General features: G+C 65.3%; 14 protein-coding genes. 10 read left to right on the top strand and 4 right to left on the bottom strand.

From position 1 onward, the window contains the following. Positions 1 to 34 precede the first annotated feature (34 nt). Positions 35 to 2,161, bottom strand: coding sequence for a DUF1302 domain-containing protein (locus G7Y82_RS03930; RefSeq protein ID WP_168146721.1), 2,127 nt, complete (start codon positions 2,159 to 2,161; stop codon positions 35 to 37). Between the two features lie 282 nt (positions 2,162 to 2,443). On the opposite strand from G7Y82_RS03930, the gene G7Y82_RS03925 reads away from it, so the two are divergent. The 4 genes from G7Y82_RS03925 to G7Y82_RS03910 all read left to right on the top strand — a co-directional run bounded on the left by G7Y82_RS03925 (position 2,444) and on the right by G7Y82_RS03910 (position 6,211). After that, complete coding sequence (locus tag G7Y82_RS03925; protein ID WP_168146720.1) at positions 2,444 to 3,859, top strand: DUF1329 domain-containing protein; 1,416 nt, start codon at positions 2,444 to 2,446, stop codon at positions 3,857 to 3,859. A 79-nt stretch (positions 3,860 to 3,938) separates the two neighbouring features. Further along, complete coding sequence (locus G7Y82_RS03920; protein WP_168146719.1) at positions 3,939 to 4,169, top strand: hypothetical protein; 231 nt, start codon at positions 3,939 to 3,941, stop codon at positions 4,167 to 4,169. Further along, positions 4,166 to 5,107 (top strand): hypothetical protein, encoded by a 942-nt coding sequence (locus G7Y82_RS03915; RefSeq protein ID WP_168146718.1) that lies wholly within the window; start codon positions 4,166 to 4,168, stop codon positions 5,105 to 5,107. The genes G7Y82_RS03920 and G7Y82_RS03915 overlap by 4 nt, the downstream gene beginning before the upstream one ends. A gap of 48 nt (positions 5,108 to 5,155) precedes the next feature. After that, positions 5,156 to 6,211, top strand: coding sequence for a lysophospholipid acyltransferase family protein (locus G7Y82_RS03910; RefSeq protein ID WP_240954071.1), 1,056 nt, complete (start codon positions 5,156 to 5,158; stop codon positions 6,209 to 6,211). Positions 6,212 to 6,217: 6 nt separating this feature from the next. On the opposite strand, the gene G7Y82_RS03905 is transcribed toward G7Y82_RS03910, so the two are convergent. The 3 genes from G7Y82_RS03905 to prfB form a co-directional block, all read right to left on the bottom strand. Continuing rightward, entirely contained in the window at positions 6,218 to 7,390 is a 1,173-nt protein-coding gene (locus G7Y82_RS03905) for a multidrug effflux MFS transporter (RefSeq protein WP_168146716.1), read from the bottom strand. 177 nt (positions 7,391 to 7,567) lie between these two features. After that, positions 7,568 to 9,067, bottom strand: a complete 1,500-nt coding sequence (gene lysS, locus G7Y82_RS03900) for a lysine--tRNA ligase (protein ID WP_168146715.1) — start codon at positions 9,065 to 9,067, stop codon at positions 7,568 to 7,570. A gap of 80 nt (positions 9,068 to 9,147) precedes the next feature. After that, positions 9,148 to 10,243 (bottom strand): peptide chain release factor 2 gene (gene prfB / locus G7Y82_RS03895; protein ID WP_168146714.1). Its coding sequence is split into 2 segments (ribosomal slippage): positions 9,148 to 10,170 and positions 10,172 to 10,243, totalling 1,095 coding nucleotides; the frame shifts between segments, so codons are not numbered across the junction. Positions 10,244 to 10,394: 151 nt separating this feature from the next. Here prfB and G7Y82_RS03890 point away from each other — a divergent pair. The 6 genes from G7Y82_RS03890 to G7Y82_RS03865 all read left to right on the top strand — a co-directional run bounded on the left by G7Y82_RS03890 (position 10,395) and on the right by G7Y82_RS03865 (position 17,923). Further along, entirely contained in the window at positions 10,395 to 11,279 is an 885-nt protein-coding gene (locus tag G7Y82_RS03890) for an outer membrane beta-barrel protein (RefSeq protein WP_168146713.1), read from the top strand. Between the two features lie 87 nt (positions 11,280 to 11,366). Continuing rightward, a complete protein-coding gene (locus G7Y82_RS03885; RefSeq protein WP_168146712.1) occupies positions 11,367 to 11,816 on the top strand; it encodes an acyl-CoA thioesterase in 450 nt (149 codons plus the stop codon). Further along, complete coding sequence (locus G7Y82_RS03880) at positions 11,813 to 12,955, top strand: zinc-dependent alcohol dehydrogenase family protein (RefSeq protein ID WP_168146711.1); 1,143 nt, start codon at positions 11,813 to 11,815, stop codon at positions 12,953 to 12,955. The genes G7Y82_RS03885 and G7Y82_RS03880 overlap by 4 nt, the downstream gene beginning before the upstream one ends. Positions 12,956 to 12,996: 41 nt before the next feature. After that, a complete protein-coding gene (locus tag G7Y82_RS03875; protein ID WP_168146710.1) occupies positions 12,997 to 14,271 on the top strand; it encodes a hypothetical protein in 1,275 nt (424 codons plus the stop codon). Further along, positions 14,261 to 15,112 carry a hypothetical protein gene (locus tag G7Y82_RS03870; RefSeq protein ID WP_366515607.1) on the top strand — a complete coding sequence of 284 codons (852 nt, stop codon included), beginning with the start codon at positions 14,261 to 14,263 and terminating at the stop codon, positions 15,110 to 15,112. The genes G7Y82_RS03875 and G7Y82_RS03870 overlap by 11 nt, the downstream gene beginning before the upstream one ends. 9 nt (positions 15,113 to 15,121) lie before the next feature. Continuing rightward, a complete protein-coding gene (locus G7Y82_RS03865; RefSeq protein WP_168146709.1) occupies positions 15,122 to 17,923 on the top strand; it encodes an AAA family ATPase in 2,802 nt (933 codons plus the stop codon). The last annotated feature ends 627 nt before the right edge of the window (positions 17,924 to 18,550 follow it).

Genomic DNA, 18,550 nt, shown 5'->3' with positions numbered 1-18,550 from the left:
CGCGGCCCGCGCTTGCCGCGAGCCGTGCCTCGACTCAGAACGAGTAGCTGAAGCTCAAGGCCAGATTGTCGCGATCGCGGCGCGTGTTCTGCCAACCGCCGCCCGTGTACCACTGATAGACGACGCGGCCGCTCAGCGACTGCGTGAAGTTGACGTCGGTTCCGGCCGCAATCTCCTTGCGCCCCTCGACAAAGTTCTGCATCGGCGACGGGGCGATGCCGTGAACGTCCCAGAAGTAGCCGAGCGTCGGCTTGAACGTCCAGCCGAACAACAGGTTGTTGTACTCACCACGCAAGGCAAAGCGCAGCCCCCACGAAAACGCATCCGCAAAGCCGGCGCGCTGCTGGGTCGGATTCAGATGCGTGGGGTCAGGCTGGCCATCCGGCGTGCCCGTGCCGTCCGCGCCCGGGCTGTAGTGCGTGCGCTGCAGGCCGGCGCCTTCCAGCTGCAGATCGCGGCGCTTGGGCATGTTCAGGATGTGCGTAAAGCCCGCCTCGGCGATGAAGATCAGCTGATCGGCGCCCAGCGTGTTCGAGAAGGCGCGAATCGCCGTCATGTCGAGCTGGCTGACGTGCAGGCGCTCATAACCGCGCACGTATTGATTGGCCACGATACGGTCGAGGCCGCGATACGACTTGATGTAGCTCGGCACCGCCTCATCGGCACTCGGGAATGTCGCGCCAAGCAACTGCGTGATGTCGCCAAGTTCGCCGTTGCCGGTCGGCAGCGCGCTGATCAGCCCGGACAAAGCGCCTGGCGTCACTGAAAAGCTCTGCGCCGGAAACGCTGGCTGCAGCGCGGTGAAGATCAGATCGGTGAGCTGCACCTGCACCGGCAGATTCGGACGATATGCGTATTCGCCAGCCAGCGACCAGCGGCCGATGTTGGTGTTGAAGCTGACGCCGAACATGTGAATGTCTTCCGGATACTCGAGCACGACGCGCGTCGTATCGAGCGGCAGGGGCTCGCCGCGCGGATCGGCGGCGCGCAGCTTCGGCAGCGGCAATGAGCCGTTGAAACCGTTGCAAGCGGTGTAGGCCGCCAGCACGTTGCTCTCGTCGCGCGTGCACGAATCGTCGGCCGCATACGCGGACGCCAACGGCAGCCGCGAGTGGTAATTCATGTAGTAGAGATCGACCTCGGTTCCGCCGTTCAACCAATCCGCGTAGTAGTTCAGGCGAATGCCGTACTGGCCACCGTTGCGCGCGCGGCCGTCGTGTACGAGCGTACGATCGGTCGAGTTGCTGATCAGGCCCAGCGGCCCGGCAAAGTGGAATTCGCCATTCGGGTCTTCGCCGAATTGACCGAGACTCTGCATCGCATAATCGCCGCCGCCGGGAATGTCGCTGTCCGAATAAAAGCTGCCGCGCGCATCCGGCTGCACCCGGCGCCAGCCGAGCTGATAGAAGACTTCGGTGGACAGGCCACTGAACAGATCGACCGAGAACAGTGCCAACGGCACCGGTTGGAAGACTTCGCTGAATTCCGATCCCGGCATGTGCAGCATGTTCGAATCCGGCGGATTGATCTGCGACAGGCTGTTGAGCGCGATGAAGGTGCTCTCGCCCCAGCGCACGACCTGATTGCCGATCGAGACCGAACCCTGCCGCTCACCCAGCGTGAACGCGTACTGCAGGTAGGCGTTGTAGAGCTTCACGCCCTCGCTGTAGCGACTTTTGATCTTGCCCGGTCGCGACGTCCGCGACGGTTGATAGGCGGTGTAGGTATGGCGCTCGTCGAAGTCGCTGTTGACCGGATCGAAGAACCCGATCGCGCTGCCGCGCAGCGTCCAGTCGTTCCAGCTCAGCGTCAGATCGGTATTGATCCGCGCGACCGCGGCGACGATGTCGTATTGCTTGTAATTGAGATCGCCGTCGTCGCCGTTGACGCCGCTGAATGCACCACGCGCGTCGACGAGACGCTGATTCGCCGTGGTATCACCGTTGAGAGAAAAGCAGTCGTCGCTCGCACACAGATCCTGTTGTCCGGGAACGCTGAGCTTGCCGACCAGATCGTTGTAATCGATCTTCTGCATGCGCATCGCGGCACCGATGCCAACCTTGTTGTTCCACGTCACGCCGACATCGCCGAATTGCCAATCAGCAGCCCAGGCGGCCGGCACACACAGCAGCAACGCGGCGCCGCATACGATCCTTGACATGCAAGTTCCTCCCTGTGATCCATGCTCTGACGGCATGTGCGGCGGACCTTAGCCACTCGCAGATCGCTCGGCATTGCCCGCGCAGTCACGGCATCTGTCATTTGGGCGAACAACACCGGCAGCGGCGGGTCGAGTGACTGTTCCGCCAGCACGTGCGTCCGCCGAGCCAAGGACGTCATCCGCGCGCCTGTCTACTTTTCCACCACCAAGCCGCGTGATGCCCGTCATCGACGACCGGCGACAACGATAGAAGGGCTGCCCCCCGGCAGCGAGGAGAGTCAGATGCGTTTCACGCGTACTGCCGCGCTTGCGGCCCTAGTGTCGTGCCTGGCCAGCGCCAGTGCCTTTGCCACGGCAACGCCGGAAGAGGCATCACATCTAGGCAAGGATCTGACGCCGGTCGGTGCGATCCAGGCCGGCAACGCCGACGGCACGATCCCGGAATGGACCGGCGCCAAGAACTTCCCGGAAGAGACCAAGCACTACACGCGCGCCCAACTCGAGGACCTGCGCAAGAATCATCCGGACGAACTGGAAGCCAAGTTCCGCGGCACGATGACGGCGGATTATCTGAAGCCGATCTTCACGATCACCGCCGCCAATATGTCGCAGTACGCCGACAAGCTCACCGAAGGCCAGAAAGCGTTGCTGAAGAAGTATCCGACGTACAAGATGAATGTTTACAAGTCGGTGCGCGCCGCTTTCTACCCCGACGCGATCTACAAGGCCACCGAGGAAAACGCGACGCGCGCCAGCCTTGAAGGGACGGACACGATCAAGAACGCCAAGCTCGGATTCCCGTTCCCGATCCCGAAATCCGGCGCCGAGGTCATCTGGAATCACAAGCTCAAGTACAAGGGTTCCGCGGCGCGGCGCTACAACAATCAGGCGATCGTGCAGCCCGACGGCAGCTACATCATTACCAAGATCATCGAGGACGTTAAATTCAAATACGCGAATCTCGATGAACCGGGCGACACCAATACGCAGAAGCTGCTCGCGTATTATCTGTCGACCGTGGTGTCGCCGCCGCGCGTTGCCGGCCAGATCACGCTGGTGCACGAAACGCTCGATCAATCGACCGGCGGTCGTGCGGCATGGATCTATTCACCGGGCCTGGGCCGCGTCAATCGCGCACCCGATGTCGGCTATGACAATCCGGCAGTCGGCACCGAGAACGAGCAGTACAACGACCAGATCGACGTCTTCAACGGCGCGCTCGATCGTTACACCTGGAAGCTCGTCGGTCGCAAGGAGATGTACATCCCGTACAACTCCTACATGATCAACTCGCCGAAGGTGAAGTACAAAGACATCCTGCATCCGCATCACATCAATCAGGATCTGGCGCGCTACGAACTGCATCGCGTCTGGGTCGTTGATGCGACGCTGCGCCCCGGCATGCGCCACAACTTTGCGCGCCGTACGTTCTACGTCGACGAGGACAGCTGGTCGATCGCCGCGGTCGATTGCTATGACGATCGTGGGCAGCTCTGGAAAGTCCAGGAAGCGCATTTGCTGACGGTGCCGTTCATCCCGACCACCACCGGCATTCCGGAACTGATTTACGACTTGCAGTCCGGTCGCTACTTCGCGACGACGCTGGCCAACGAGGACGAGGTGACGAACTGGGAAATCAAATTCCCGGATTCGTACTTCGATCCCGCCAATCTCAAGCGCAAGGCGCGCTCACGATAAACAAGAAAACAAAATATCAACGGTTGGGGATGTGACATTCGGCGGCCGCAAGGCCGCCATCTTTTATCGACAGGACCCCATGCCCGACACACGCGACGACGTGTTGCAAACCATCAGCCAGGAACTCGGCCAAGCTGCACCGGCGGGCCTGGCAGCGCTCGATGCGAAAGCGCTGGCGCAGCTGGGCGACGCCCTGCGCAATGCGCGGCGGCGACAACGACTGCAGTTGTCGGCGGCGGCCAGTAGCGCCCTGCAGCACATTCCGCTGCTGCTGCGCGCGCCCGTCAAGAAGATCCTCGGCCTGCGATGAAAGCCTTCAAAGTGCGCGCCGAAGTTGCACGGCTGTCACGCTTGCTCGACGTGCCGACCGAGCAGGCCGCGGCACTCGCCGAGCTCGACGCGGACACGCTGCGGCAGTTGCGCGAGCAGGCCACGGCAATGCTCTACGACGCACAGCGCGAATCGCTGTCGCGTGTGGCCACCGCAACACGCCTGCTGCCGGCCACCTTGGCCGCGATGCTCGCCGAACGCAGTCTCGGTCCACTGTTGTGTGCGCGCATCGCCGCCTATCTGCCGGACGACACGGCGTACGAAATTGCGCGCCGCCTGTCCGACGAGTTTCTCGTCGAGGTCTGCCTGCAGCTTGATCCGCGCCGCGCGCAGGGGGTGGTCCGCAAGTTGCCGGCCGAGCGCTGCACGGTGATTGGCCTGGCCCTGGTTCGGCGCCGCGAATATGTGACGATCGGCAGTTTCGTCGACATTCTCGACTTCGACGTCCTGGCGACGGTCCTCGCCGCACTCGACGACGCCACGCTGCTGCACGCTGGGTTCTACGCCGAAGACCGCCTGCGACTCAGCCGCATCGTTGCCGACCTGCCGCCGGCACGCTTCGAGAGCCTGATTGATGCCGCCCTGGCTGACGACGGCGCGCTATGGTCGCTGGCGCTGGCGTTGATGGCCGACCTGTTGCCGATCTGGCAGCGGCGCTTCGGGGAGTGCGCACTGCGCCGCGATCCGGGGGCGATTTCACGGATGCTCGCGCTGAGCGACGCCCTCGATCTATGGCCGGTGCTACTCGCAATCGTCGATCCGATCGACGATCCCGACTGTCTGGCACGGCTGCATGATGCGCTGCTCGACTGCCCGCCGGATCGCCTCGTGCGCCTGCGCAACGCCGCCGACGGCCACCCGACCCTCGCACGCCTTCAGGCACTGGATTGGCCGGCCGCGGTCCGCGCCCTGCTCTAGGGAGCGGCCGGCAACCGTCCAGGCCCGGCAAACGACCGCTCATGACAGATGGATTGCAGGCGGCGCACGGCTTCGTCACACTCGGGCCGAGACCGGTGTGAATCGGCAAGTTTTTACGGCACGCGGGGGCGCGTGCCTGGACGGTGTAGGCCATTGATCGTACGACTGCTTTTTGCGCTCGGCAGGCATCTGCCGTTGCGAGTGCTGCATCTTCTGGGCGATGTAATCGGGCAAGCGGCATGGAGGCTCAACCGCAAAGGGCGGCGCCTCGCCCTGCGCAATATCGAACTGTGCTACCCGCTGCTGTCGCGCACTGAGCAGCGGCGCATGGCACAGCAGGCCTTCCGCCATTACGTCAAGTCGCTGCTCGAGTATCCGCTGGTCTGGACCGGCTGCCCGCAACGCCTGCAATCGCTGATCGTCGAGATCGAGGGCCGTGAGCTGATCGACGAGGCGCTGGCGCAGGGCAAGGGCCTGATCATCGCCGCCATGCATCTCGGCGCTTTCGAGGTCGGCATCATTCCGATGTCGGCGCACTACCCGATGACGGGCATGTACAAGCCCATCAAGAATCCGCAGCTCGACGCACTGTCGCGGCATGGCCGCACACGCTTCGGAGGCAAGGTGATCCCCATCGTCAAACGTCAAGGCAAACGTGCGGTCGGCAGCGACGTGCTGCGCGCACTCAAGCGCGGCGAGATCATCTACACCATGCCGGACCGCGACCCGCCGCGCAGCCATGGGGTATTCGCACCCTATTTCGGCATCAGCACTCATTCGCCGGTGCTGATTCCGCGTCTGGTCCAAGCCACCGGCGCCCGCGTACTGATCTGTACTGGCCGGCGCCTGCCGCGTGGCCGCGGCTTCGCTGTGCGCTTCACCGAGCCGCCGGCCGGCTATGACAGTCAGGATCTTTGCGAAGCCGTCGCTGCACTCAACGCCGGCATCGAAACCAGCGTTCGCACGATGCCCGATCAGTACTGGTGGAACTACAAACGCTTCAAGCGCCGCCCGTACGGCGAATGCTGCTTCTACAACGGCAAGACGCAGGCCCAACCGCCGGCCACCGAGAAACCGGAAATCTCGACACTGCGCGCGGCCTGAAGGCGGTCAGGCTGCTGCCGGCTCCGCCGGCGCCAGCGTGCGCAACAGCAGCACCGCCACCACGCCGCAGACCGCCATGACCGCCGCCATTGCCAGTGGCGTACCGCTGTAAAGCGCTGCGGCGACCGAGCCGCTGACCGCGGCGATCGTGAATTGCAGCGTGCCGAGCAAGGCCGCTGCGATACCGGCTCGATCGCCAAACGGCGCCATCGCCGCGGCCGTGGCGTTGGGGAATGAAAAGCCGAGGCTGCCGATCGCCACGAACAACGGCGGCAACACCGTATACAGCCCGCCGATACCGGTCGCCGCCGCGATCAGCGTCAGCCCGCTGGCCGCAGCCGATGTGCGCACGGCGTAGCGCAACACGACCTGTACCGGTACCCGTCGCAGCACCAAGGCATTGAGCTGCGAGGCGACGATCAGGGCGCCGGCATTGCAGCCGAACATGATCGCGAACGCGACCGGCGTCAGCCGGTAATAGTCGATGAAGACGAAGGCCGATACCGAGATGTACGCGAACATCGCGCCCTGGGCGGTGCCGCCGGCCAGGGCATAACCCATGAAGCGCCGGTGGCGCATCATCTGCAGGTAGTGCGCCGCAACGCTACGCGGCGTGTGCGGCACCCGCTGCGCCAGGGTCTCGGGCAGCATGCGCGCCGCGATGATGATGCACAGCGTGCCGAAGATCGCCAGGAACGCGAACTCGCCCTGCCAACCGAAGGTGCGAAACACGAAGCCACCGAGCGTCGGTGCGATGATCGGCGCCACCCCCATCACCGCCGTCATCGACGACAGCACGCGCGCCATTTCCGGCCCGGAGAAACGGTCGCGCACCATGGCGCGAACCACGACCATGCCGGCGGCGCCGCCCAGTGCCTGCAAGAAGCGCAGCATCGCCAGCGTCTCGATGTTCGGCGCGTAACGGCATGCTACAGATGTCAGCGTGTAGAGAATCAGGCCCGACAGCAGCGGCCCGCGCCGTCCGAAGCGATCGGCAATCGGTCCGTAGATCAGCTGTCCGATCGCCAGTCCGACGAAGAACAGCGACAAGGTGCGCTGCACCGCCGCCGCATCGACGCCGAAATGCGTCTGCAGCGCCGGCAGACTCGGCAGGTACATGTCGATCGAAAATGGACCGATCGCGACGATCAGACCGACCGACATCACCCACAGCCGCATACCACGATCCATAAAGGTCCTTGCGTTCCGCGCACCCCGCCCCGCCGAGGAAGTCGATGGGCCGCCCCCGCGGCACCTGGTGTTGCGTCGCCGGCCATCGCCGGATCGGCTGTCCGCACGGCAACGCCGCCGGCGCGGCCGAACCCCGCCGCCGACGAGCGGCCGGCTGAAGAAACCCTAGGCTTCGGGCCGCATCTGCGGGAACAGCAACACGTCGCGAATGCTCGGCGAATCGGTCAGGAACATCACCAAGCGGTCGATGCCGATGCCGACACCGGCGGTCGGCGGCAGGCCGTATTCCAGCGCGCGGATGTAGTCGGCGTCGAAGACCATCGCTTCGTCGTCGCCGGCATCCTTGGCCGCGACCTGGGCCTTGAAGCGGCCAGCCTGATCGTCGGCGTCGTTGAGCTCGGAGAAGCCGTTGGCGACTTCGCGCCCGCCCATGAAGAACTCGAAGCGGTCGGTGACGTCCGGGTTGGCGTCGTTGCGACGCGCCAGCGGCGAGACTTCGGTCGGGTATTCAGTGATGAAGGTCGGGTCGAACAGCTTGGCCTCGACGGTCTTCTCGAAGATTTCCGTCAACAGCTTGCCGGCGCCGTAGGCCGGCTTGACGTCGGCCCCGACCTTTTTGGCGAACGCCGCCAGGTAGTCGCGATCCGATGCCTGCGCGGCGTCGAAATCGGCATTGTAGTGCTGCACCGACTCGAGCATCGTCCAGCGCTTGAACGGTTGCTCGATATCGTAGTCACGTCCCTGATAGGCGAGCTTGCCGCTGCCGTTGACGACCAGCGTCAGGTCGCGGATCAGCGTCTCGACCAGATCCATCGCGTCCTGGTAGTCGGCATAGGCCTGGTAGAACTCCAGCATCGTGAATTCGGGGTTGTGCCGCGTGCTCAGCCCCTCGTTGCGGAAGTTGCGGTTGATCTCGTAGACCTTCTCGAAGCCGCCGACGACCAGGCGCTTGAGAAACAGCTCCGGCGCGATGCGCAGGTACAGATCACGATCGAGCGCGTTGTGGTGCGTGACGAACGGCCGCGCCGTGGCGCCGCCGGGAATCGGCTGCAGCATCGGCGTTTCGACTTCGACGAAGCCCAGCGCGTCGAGGAAGTTGCGAATGAAGCGCACCGTCTGGCCGCGCTTGACGAAGGCCTGCTTGACCTCGGGATTGACGATCAGGTCGACATAGCGCTGGCGATAGCGGATCTCGGTATCGGTCAGGCCCGCCCACTTTTCCGGCAGCGGGCGGATGCCCTTGACCAGCAGCTCGACCGACTGCGCCTTGACCGACAGCTCGCCGGTGCGGGTCTTGAAGATGGTGCCGCGCACACCGACGATGTCGCCGACATCGTAGGCCTTGAATGCGTCATAGGCTTCGGCGCCGACCGCATTCTGCTGGACGAAGACCTGGATGCGGCCGGACATGTCCTGCAACTGGCCGAAGCTGGCCTTGCCCATCACGCGCTTGGCGATCATGCGCCCGGCGACCGCAAACACCTGCGTCTCGCCTTCCAGCGACGCGGCATCGCGCGCGCCGTACATGCCGTGCAAATCGTCGGCCAGTGCGTCGCGGCGGAAGGTGTTCGGATACGCATTGCCGGCGGCGCGCAGCTTGTCGAGCTTTTCGCGGCGCGCGGCAATCACATAGTTTTCGTCAGCGTGGTTCTGTTCGTCGGTCATGTTTTTCGTGGGGAGCGGCGCTGGGCGCAAGGCGACACTGCTGCCGCGTTGTCACGCCTCACACCTCACGCCTCGCGTTTTCAAAGTCCCTGCTTCAGGCTCGCCTCGATGAACGGGTCGAGGTTGCCGTCGAGCACCTTCTGCGTGTCGGCGATTTCGACGCCGGTGCGCAAATCCTTGATGCGCGACTGGTCGAGCACGTACGAGCGGATCTGGCTGCCCCACTCGATATCGCTCTTCGAATCTTCGAGCGCCTGCTTTTGCGCGTTGCGCTTCTGCATCTCGGCCTCGTACAGACGGGCCTTGAGCATCTTCATCGCACGGTCGCGGTTGGCGTGCTGGCTGCGCTCGGTCTGGCACGCGACGACGATGCCGCTCGGCACATGCTTGATGCGGATCGCCGATTCGGTCTTGTTGACGTGCTGACCGCCGGCACCCGACGAGCGATAGGTGCCGACTTCGAGGTCGGCCGGATTGATCTCGATGTCGATGTCGTCGTCGACTTCCGGCGACACGAAGACGCCGGCAAACGAGGTATGGCGACGGTTGCCCGAATCGAACGGCGACTTGCGTACCAGGCGGTGCACGCCGGTTTCAGTGCGCAACCAGCCGTAGGCGTACGAGCCCTGCACATAGATCGTCGCCGATTTGATGCCGGCGACTTCACCGTCCGACGCTTCCATCAGCTCGACCTTGAAACCACGACCTTCGGCCCAGCGCATGTACATGCGCAGCAGCATATTGGCCCAGTCCTGCGCTTCGGTGCCGCCGGAACCGGACTGCACGTCGAGATAGGCGTTGCTCTCGTCGAGCTCGCCGCTGAACATGCGGCGGAATTCCATGTCGGTCGCCATCTTCTCGAAGCGCTCGACATCCCGGCCGACTTCGTCCACCGTCGCCTGATCGCTTTCGGCTTCGGCCAGCTCGAGCAGATCGAGGGCGTCCTTCAGGCCGTTGTCGGCCGACTCGATGGTCTGCACCACATCCTCGAGCTTGGCGCGTTCGCGGCCCAGATTCTGGGCCAGCTCGGGATTGCTCCAGATTTCGCCGCGCTCGAGCTCGGCATTGACTTCAACGAGGCGATCGCGCTTCGTTTCGTAGTCAAAGATAGCCCCGCAGCGCGTCGAAACGCGCCTGCAGGGCCGTCACCTCATGGCGTAACTGATGCGCTTCCATTGCGGATGGCGTCTTGATTTGAAAAAGGTCGGCGATTATACGTTGCCGCTCAGACAATCGCTTGGTCCGCCGGGCCGCACACCGCACAAACAGGCGCTGCTATAGTCGCCGGCAGACTATCAAAAACGCATTTTGATCCTCGGGGAGAAGCATGAAGAACGTGCTCATGGTTGTGGGAACGCTGGTCGCACTCGGTCTGACCAGCAATGCTTTGGCGCAGGAGACGGAAACCTACGACCCGTCGCTCGCGCTCAACGGACGTCCGTGGTACGGCTCGGCGATGTTTTCGTACACCGACTCGGACAGCGATCGCGGCACCAAGGGCGGCCTTGGCGGCACCGTCTCGGTCGGCAAGAAAGTCACCTGGGGCCTGGCACTCGAGCTGACCGGCTTTTACTCGTCGATGGATGGCAAGGCCGACAACGGCACCACCGACCTCTACGGTTACGGCGCCAGCGCACTGTTCTTCCCGTCGCGCAAATGGGCGCCGAATGCCTACGGCATCGTGTCGCTGATGCAGGGCAAGACCAACGGCCTGCCTGGCCCGCGTCACAACTACGATTCGACGGTATTCGACGCCGGTATCGGCTATCTGCAGCCGCTGACGCCGCGCATCAAGCTGCGTATCGAGGCCCGTTACCGGACCGACGACAAGGGCAGCGAGCCGACCGGCTCCAAGGGCAAGAATTCGAACTTCGCCGAAGGCGTCTACAGCGTCGGCGTGCTGATTCCGTTCGGCCACGTCGTCACGCCGGAACCGCCGGCGAGCGAGACGCCGGCCGCCGTCGTCGACACCAGCTCGGCCGACGACGACAACGACGGCGTGCCGAACGACAAGGACCAGTGCCCCGCGTCGCCGCCGGGCGCGGTCGACGACAATGGCTGCCCGATCGACAGCGGCAGCGCTGCCGCCGCGCCGGCCGATGACGCCACGGCGCCGGCGTCAGACAGCAGCGCCCCAGCCAGCGACTGTGCGACGCCGACCGCCGGCCAGCAGGTCGACGAAAACGGCTGCGCGGTCGAGCCGGGTAAATAAGGTCATCGCGGGATTTTCGGCCCGCCGCACGCGGCGGGCCTTTTCGTTTCCGGCATCGCGCCACCCCGGTGCGCGCAGGAGTCGCACGTGAACGCATCGAGCCCGGGCCGCAGCGCCTATCCGCACTACAGCCGCATCGGCACCCGCTGGAAGGACAACGACGTCTACGGCCACGTCAATAACGTCGAGTACTACAGCTATTTCGACACCGTCATCAACGAATACCTGATCCGCCACGGTGGCCTCGACATTCATCGCGGGGCGCAAATCGGTGTCTGCGCCGAATCGCATTGCCGCTACCTCGACTCGCTGGCGTTTCCCGATCAGGTCGACGCCGGCCTGCGCGTCGCCCACCTCGGCCGCAGCAGCGTTCGTTATGAAATCGGCCTGTTCCGTGAAGGCCAGCCAACGCCTGCGGCGGAAGGCTGGTTCGTGCATGTGTTCGTCGACCGCGACAGCCGTCGGCCCGCTTCGCTGCCGGAAACGCTGCGCGCCGCCCTGCAGGTCCTGATGCCCGCTTCGGAGTCCACATCGTGAAAGTCCGTGCTGCGCTGCTGCGCGAAATGGGCCTGCCCGCGCCCTATGCCGAATCGAAACCGCTGGCGATCGAGACCCTGGAACTCGATGCGCCGGGCGCCGGCGAGCTGCTGGTCAGGATTCGCGCCGCCGGCCTGTGCCACTCCGATCTGTCGGTGATCGACGGCTCGCGGCCGCGCGTGATGCCGATGGTGCTGGGCCACGAAGCGGCCGGCGAAGTCGTCGCGGTCGGCGCCGACGTGCAGGACTTCGCACCGGGCGATCAAGTCGTCTTCGCCTTCGTGCCGGCCTGCGGACATTGCGCGTACTGCGCCGAAGGCCGCGCTGCATTGTGCGAACCGGGCGCGCGTGCCAACACCGCCGGCACGCTGCTGTCCGGCGAACGCCGCTGGCACGGGGACAGCGGCGAAACCCATCATCATCTCGGCGTGTCGGCATTCGCCGAGGCGGCGGTGGTGTCGGCACGCTCGGCGGTCAAGATTCCAGCGGATGCCGCCGGCCAGCCGCTGGACTGGACCGTCGCCGCGCTGTTCGGCTGCGCGGTGCTGACCGGCGTCGGCGCGGTCGTCAACACCGCGCGCGTCGCGCCCGGCGACAGCGTCGCGATCTTCGGCCTCGGTGGCGTCGGCCTCGCGGCGCTGCTCGGCGCCGCCGCATCCGGCGCCTATCCGATCGTCGCCGTCGACGTGCTGCCGGCCAAGCTCGACTTCGCACGCCAGCTCGGCGCCACACACACGGTGCTGGCCACCGACGCCGATGCTGTCGCACAGATCCGCGACGCCTGCGGCGGCGGCGCGCAACACGCGATCGAAACCGCCGGCTCCGAACAGGCGTTGGCGGCCGCCTACGCAGCAACGCGGCGTGGCGGCCAGACCGTCACCGCCGGCCTGCCGCATCCGTCGCGCGAATTCCGCGTGCCGGCGGTCAGCCTGGTCGCCGAGGAGCGCACCGTCAAAGGCTCGTACATGGGCTCGGCGGTGCCGGCGCGCGACCTGCCGCGCTTCGTCGCGCTCTACCGGGCGGGCAAGCTGCCGGTCGACAAGCTATTGACGCACAAGCTGAAACTGGACGAGATCAACACCGCGTTCGACCGCCTGGCGCGCGGCGAAGCGGTGCGTCAGGTGGTCGAATTCGATTGAGCGCGACGATGCCCGGACCGGCGGACCGGTAAAATCCGCCGATGCGTAACGACTCCACCGAAGACCGACTCGCCGACTGGTTCCGCTCCGGCGTCGAGCCGGCCGACGTCCCGGCCCTGCACGCGCTGAACGGCGCGCGGCCGACGATTCAGGCGCTGATCGCGCTGTTCACCGGCACCGAAGCCGCGGTGCTGATCCGCCTGCTGATCCTGCACGAGCTGGCGTCACGCGCCGAACCGTATGTGGCCGCCGGTGAGCTGCGCCAGCAGTTTCCGTACCTCGACGAGGGCAAGCTCGAACATCTGATCGGCCGTTTGCGCGTGCACGGTCTGCTGGCCTGGGATCCGGAAACCTCGCGTTACAGCGTCAGCCCGCTCGGCCGCATGGCGACTTCGGCGCTGTCGTCGCTGATGAAGTACGACGACGATGGCGGCGAGCTCGGCTATCTGGCCGCGCAGGTGGCCGGCAGCGGCGCGGTCGGCACCCTCGCCAATCCCGAGCTGCAGCATCTGCTGGCGCGGCTGCTCGAACTCAAGGACGAATTTGAACGCGCCATCCTGTCCGGCTCGGAGCTGCGCATCCGCGCCGCCGAGAGCAAGCTCGAATCGGCGTGGAGCTGGGTCGACAAGGGCAGCGACGTGCTGCACGAGATCACCGACGGCGACGCGCTCGACGGGCCGACGCATCGGCTCGCGCAGCGCATCGGCCAGGTGCAGAGCGAATTGCTACGCATGAGCGGCGCCTTCCAGCGCGCGCTCAATCAGCTCGAAAAACAGAAGGTGCACCTCGGTGCCAGCGGCCTGTCGTCGTCCGACGTCAACGCCTGGCTACGCAGCATCAGCCAGGAACGCCTGGTCGGGCTGACCGACGGCGCGGTCAGCCCGGGGCCGGACTTTGCGTTCGCGCTCGGCGACATCGCGCTCGACGTCGCCGAGTTCGAGCTGATCGACAAGCTGCGCCCGGAAAAGCTCGACGCCACGCTGCCACCGGCCAGCGAAGCCCCGCAAGGCGACGTGCACATGGAGCCGCCGGACTACATCGAGCTGGAACGCTGGCGCGACGACTTGCGCGTCGCGCCGGACGGCTGGCCACTGCACGAAGCGGTGCCGCTGCGCGACTACGAACTGTCGAGCTACCGGCTGTCGCTGCTGGCGCTGCTCGGCGACCGCGAATCGGCGTCGCTCGACGGTCCGGTCGCCGATCTGGCACGCATCGACCGCCGCGTGAAGCTCGGCGAACACATCATCAAAGTGGGACGTGACGGCGTCGCCGAAATGAGCGCCGGACACCTGGAGGCATCCCCGCGTGGAACGTGAAGTCCAAACCCTGGTGGCGCGCCTGTCCGCGCACCGCGTGCTGTCGCGCAAGGACCCGATGGTCCGCAAGGCGCTGACCGACGATCTTTTCTACAGCGCCTTGAGCGAGCGGCTGGCGGCCTGCGGCCTCGAATTCGTCGAGCATCCGTACGCCGATCACGTCGCGCTCCGCGTCAAGCGCGAATTCGAGCAGCCGGTCTTCGGCAGCGACGATGCCTGGCTGTCGAACAACCTCGAACTCAAGCGCGACCAGATCGCCCTGCTGGTGGTGCTGTGGGCGCTGCTGATCCTGCCCAAGCGGCAGCGCCAGATCGAGCGCCAGACCGAACTCGAACGCCTGCGCCAGTCGGAAATGTTCGCCGAGGCCAAACCGATCCCGACCGCCGCCGAACTCGGCATCAACGTCGCCGAGGCAACGCTGCTCGCCGACTTCGGCGAGCGCCTGGGCGGCCGCACGCGCATCAAGAATTTCGGTTTGCCGGTGCTGTCACGTCTCGGTTTCATCGAACGCCGCGACGGCCGCATCTACGAAGGGCCGTTGCTCGATCTGGTGCTCGACTACAACCGCATGGCACAGCGCATTCTCAACGGCACCTTGTCCGAACTGTTCGGCGGCGCCGCCAACGACGAGGACGACGACGAGCTGCCGCCGCCGGCCAACGACGATATCGACACCGACGCCGAGGGCGTCGAGCTTCAGGCTGATGCCGACCAGCCCCCCGACGACGCGGTCGGCGCTCAAAGCGACGGCGAGACCGCCGCCGACATCACGCTGGGCGGCAGCGCCAACGACGCCGACACGCCGGCACCCGACGCGGCCGATGCGCCGCGCGAGCACTAAGAGAACTCGATGTTCAGCTTCCACAAGATCGAAATCGTCCACTGGGACTGGTGGGAACGTTTCACGCTGCCGCTCGACGCCAACATCGTCACCGTGGTCGGCCCCAACGGTTCCGGCAAGACCACCCTGCTCGACGCCCTGCGCACGCTGCTGGCGATCAACTGCTCGCAGGGCCGCGACTACAAGCGCTACGTGCGCCGCGCCGACCGACCGTCGGCCTGGCTGCGCGCCACGGTCTCCAACCCGCGGCGCAGCAACGGCCAGCTGGCGTTCTGGCCGATCACCGACGAAACCGTCACCTTGTTCTGTCGTATCCGCAAGAAAGGTGGCGACTGGGAGCGCAGCTATGGCATCGGCGCCGGCGACGTGGCGGTCGAGGCCGCCGAAAACAGCGATGCGGTGACCTGGATCGGCGTGCGCCAGTACGAATCGCAGCTCGAAAACGCCGGCCTGACGCGCGCCATCAAACGCGTGCTGGCGCTCGATCAGGGGCATACCGACAAGCTCTGTGAATACTCGCCGCGACAGTTGCTGGACCTCGTCTTCGACGTGTTCGGCGACCAGGAAGTGCTCGACAACTACCAGAAGGCCCGCGAGGACCAGCTGGCCTGCGCCCGCGAGCTCGACGAGCTGAAGACCCAACTCGCGCGGCTGCACACGCAGTTGCAGGCGGCGGAAGCCGACGTCAATTCGTTCCGCGAATACGAACGCCTGCTCGGCGAGCTGGCCGACCTCACCGGCCAGTGGCTGCCGCGCCTGCAAATGGCCGAACTGCTCGACAGCCGCCGCGGCAGTCACGCGCACCTGCTCGGCAAGCGCCGCGACGTCCAGACCCTGAGCACGCAACTACAACAGCTGGCCGACGAGCACGCGGCACTGATTCGCGAGCGCGAGGACACCGAAGCCGCCGAAGCCGAGAGCAAGGCGCAGATGGAGACGCTGCAAAAGCGCGAGCGGCAGATCGAAAGACCGCTCGGCAAAGCACAGGCGATGCTCGAACAGCGCAAGCGCCTGCTTGATCAGGTCGCGGAACAGGCCGACGGCCTCGACACCGAAGCGGCCCTGCGCGAGCAGGAAAAGCTCGGCCGTCGGCGTTATGAACTGCAGGGGCAGATCGATGGCGTCGACCGCGAGATCGACGAGCTGCAAGGCCGTATCGCCGCGCTCGACAGCGGCCGCCGGCCGGAGCCACGCGAAGTCACGGCGTTCTCGCAGGCGCTGAACGACGCCGGCATCGCGCATCGCATGCTCGGCGACATCGTCGAGATCACCGACGACACCTGGCAGCTCGCCGTCGAATCGGTGCTGGCCGGCGTGCGCCACCTCGTGCTGCTCGAAAATCCCGCCGATCGCGGCGCCGCCTGGCGGCTCGGCGAACAGCAGCGCTATCGCCATTACGTCGTGCCCGATCGCGCGCCGGCGCCCTACCCGAAGCACGGCTCGCTGCTCGAATGCGTGCGCTTTCACGCCGATCCGCCGGTGTGGCTGGCGAAGCTGCTCGACGGCATCCAGCGCGTCGACAGCACCGAAGACGGCGCGCGCCTGCCGGAAGGCCAGTCCTGGATCACGCCGCGCGCCTACCAGCGCGAACGGCGCGGTGGCCGCGACATCAGCGTCGCCGACGTGCACTTCGGCCGCAATGCCGTGGCCGACGCGCGGCGCCGGCTCGAAGACCTGCGCGACCAGCGCGAAGGTCTACGCGAAGCGCTGGCACTGGCAACGCGCAAGCTCGCCGATGTGCAGACCGCGCTGTCCGGCGTCGACGCAACGCGCGAGATCGCCGCCCGTGCGCCCGAGTTCGAAGCCGCCGAGGCCGAGGCCGCGCGTCTCAGCGAAGAGCTCGAGGACATCAGCGCCGAACGCGCCGACGCCGCGGCGCGCTATTACGACATGTCGCAGGCCCTGCACGGCCTGACCTCGCGCCACGACCGTGCCGAGGAGGCCTTGGAAAAGACGCGGAGCCGCCAGCAGCAATTGCAATTCGAACTCGATCAGGCCCGTCGTGCCTACGCCGAGCAGGTGCTCGACTGGCGCCGCCTGCGGCGCGGCAAGCCGGCCGAATGGCGCACGCCCGCCGCGATGTCGGACGCACGTGAACACTACGAATCGAGCGGCGCCGTCGAGCGCGAGATCGAGCGCCTGCACCGGCGCAAGGATGACGGCCGCTGGAACACCGATGCCAATTGCGTGGCGATCCGCGACAAGCTCGACGCCGAGCACCATCAGCTCGAATCGCGCATTTCCGATCAGGAAGTCCATCTCGACCGCGCGCGCAGCAGCACCGATCGTGCGCGCAGTCAGTACATCGGCGTGCTGCGCGCCACGGTGCGTCGCTACGCGCAGAATCTGCGCAATCTGGGCGCGCTGGCCGGCATCGACGTCGAGGTCGATCCGCCGCAGCTGACCAATGACGATCTGACGCTGTCGCAGGCCCGGCTCGAAGTGCAGTTCAACTTCGATCAGAAGGGCATGATCGGCCTCAACGACGGCGAGGCGTCCGGCGGACAACAGGTCATGAAGTCGATGATCCTGCTGGTCGGCCTGCTGATGGACGAGGATCAGCGCGGCGGCTTCGTCTTCATCGACGAGCCGTTCGCGCATCTGGACATCTTCAACATCGACAAGGTCGGCGCCTTTTTGCAGGCGACGCGCGCGCAGTACATCGTCACCACGCCGAACACGCACAACGTCAATGTCTTCAAGCCGTCCGGCCTGACGCTGGTGACGCAGAAGAAGCGCGGCACCACCCGGTACGCGCCGCCGATCGCCTTCCTGCGCCGCGACACCGACGCGGCACCGACGCTGAACTGACGAAGCCGGCGCCTGGCGGACCTGGCGGCGCGTATCGCTCGGCAGGTCCGCTGCTTCGGCCCAGGCGGCAGGCTCGGGGTAAAAAAAAGGCCACCGGTGAGGGTGGCCCTAATAGATCCCGTGCGGGATCTGGAGGAGATCGTTTGCGGGTGGCGTCTTGCGTTGAAGACCGTCGTCACTCGCGATGGGTGTATTTAACCGCAGCTTGTTGCGTCGCAGCAATTGATCTTTTTTGGCGCTTTCGTTTAGCAAAACTAATAGTGTCGTCATTCCCCGACAGCTGCCGCAGCCAAAAAAAAAGCCACCGGGGCGGTGGCCTTAAATAGATCCCATGCGGGATCTGGAGGAGATCGTGTGCTGGCGGGGTTCATGTAGAGAACCGCGACCGCCTGCAGTGGATGTATTTAACGTCATCTTGCTGCGTCGCAGCAATTGATCTTTTTTGATGGTTAAGGTTAGAAAAACTAACTAATAGTCTTGCCGACTGTCGCCCGACAGCCACGGTCGCTTTCGAGCAAGCATTTGTTCCGCATCGAAAAATCAAAAAAAAGGCCACCGGTGAGGGTGGCCCTAATAGATCCCATGCGGGATCTGGAGGAGATCGTTTGCGGGTGGCGTCTTGCGTTC

It is taken from the genome of Solimonas marina (genome assembly GCF_012241385.1).
In the GTDB taxonomy this organism is placed as follows: Bacteria; Pseudomonadota; Gammaproteobacteria; order Nevskiales; family Nevskiaceae; genus Solimonas; species Solimonas marina.
This window is presented reverse-complemented; position numbering and strand designations above follow the sequence as displayed.

What these genes read in the sequence shown, in the direction of transcription:
- G7Y82_RS03875 (WP_168146710.1), top strand. Translation starts at nt 12,997, where the DNA reads ATGCGTAACGACTCCACCGAAGACCGACTCGCCGACTGGTTCCGCTCC.
- G7Y82_RS03915 (WP_168146718.1), top strand. Translation starts at nt 4,166, where the DNA reads ATGAAAGCCTTCAAAGTGCGCGCCGAAGTTGCACGGCTGTCACGCTTG.
- lysS (WP_168146715.1), bottom strand. Translation starts at nt 9,067, where the DNA reads ATGACCGACGAACAGAACCACGCTGACGAAAACTATGTGATTGCCGCG.
- G7Y82_RS03930 (WP_168146721.1), bottom strand. Translation starts at nt 2,161, where the DNA reads ATGTCAAGGATCGTATGCGGCGCCGCGTTGCTGCTGTGTGTGCCGGCC.
- G7Y82_RS03920 (WP_168146719.1), top strand. Translation starts at nt 3,939, where the DNA reads ATGCCCGACACACGCGACGACGTGTTGCAAACCATCAGCCAGGAACTC.
- G7Y82_RS03925 (WP_168146720.1), top strand. Translation starts at nt 2,444, where the DNA reads ATGCGTTTCACGCGTACTGCCGCGCTTGCGGCCCTAGTGTCGTGCCTG.
- G7Y82_RS03890 (WP_168146713.1), top strand. Translation starts at nt 10,395, where the DNA reads ATGAAGAACGTGCTCATGGTTGTGGGAACGCTGGTCGCACTCGGTCTG.
- G7Y82_RS03905 (WP_168146716.1), bottom strand. Translation starts at nt 7,390, where the DNA reads ATGCGGCTGTGGGTGATGTCGGTCGGTCTGATCGTCGCGATCGGTCCA.
- G7Y82_RS03865 (WP_168146709.1), top strand. Translation starts at nt 15,122, where the DNA reads ATGTTCAGCTTCCACAAGATCGAAATCGTCCACTGGGACTGGTGGGAA.
- G7Y82_RS03910 (WP_240954071.1), top strand. Translation starts at nt 5,156, where the DNA reads ATGGATTGCAGGCGGCGCACGGCTTCGTCACACTCGGGCCGAGACCGG.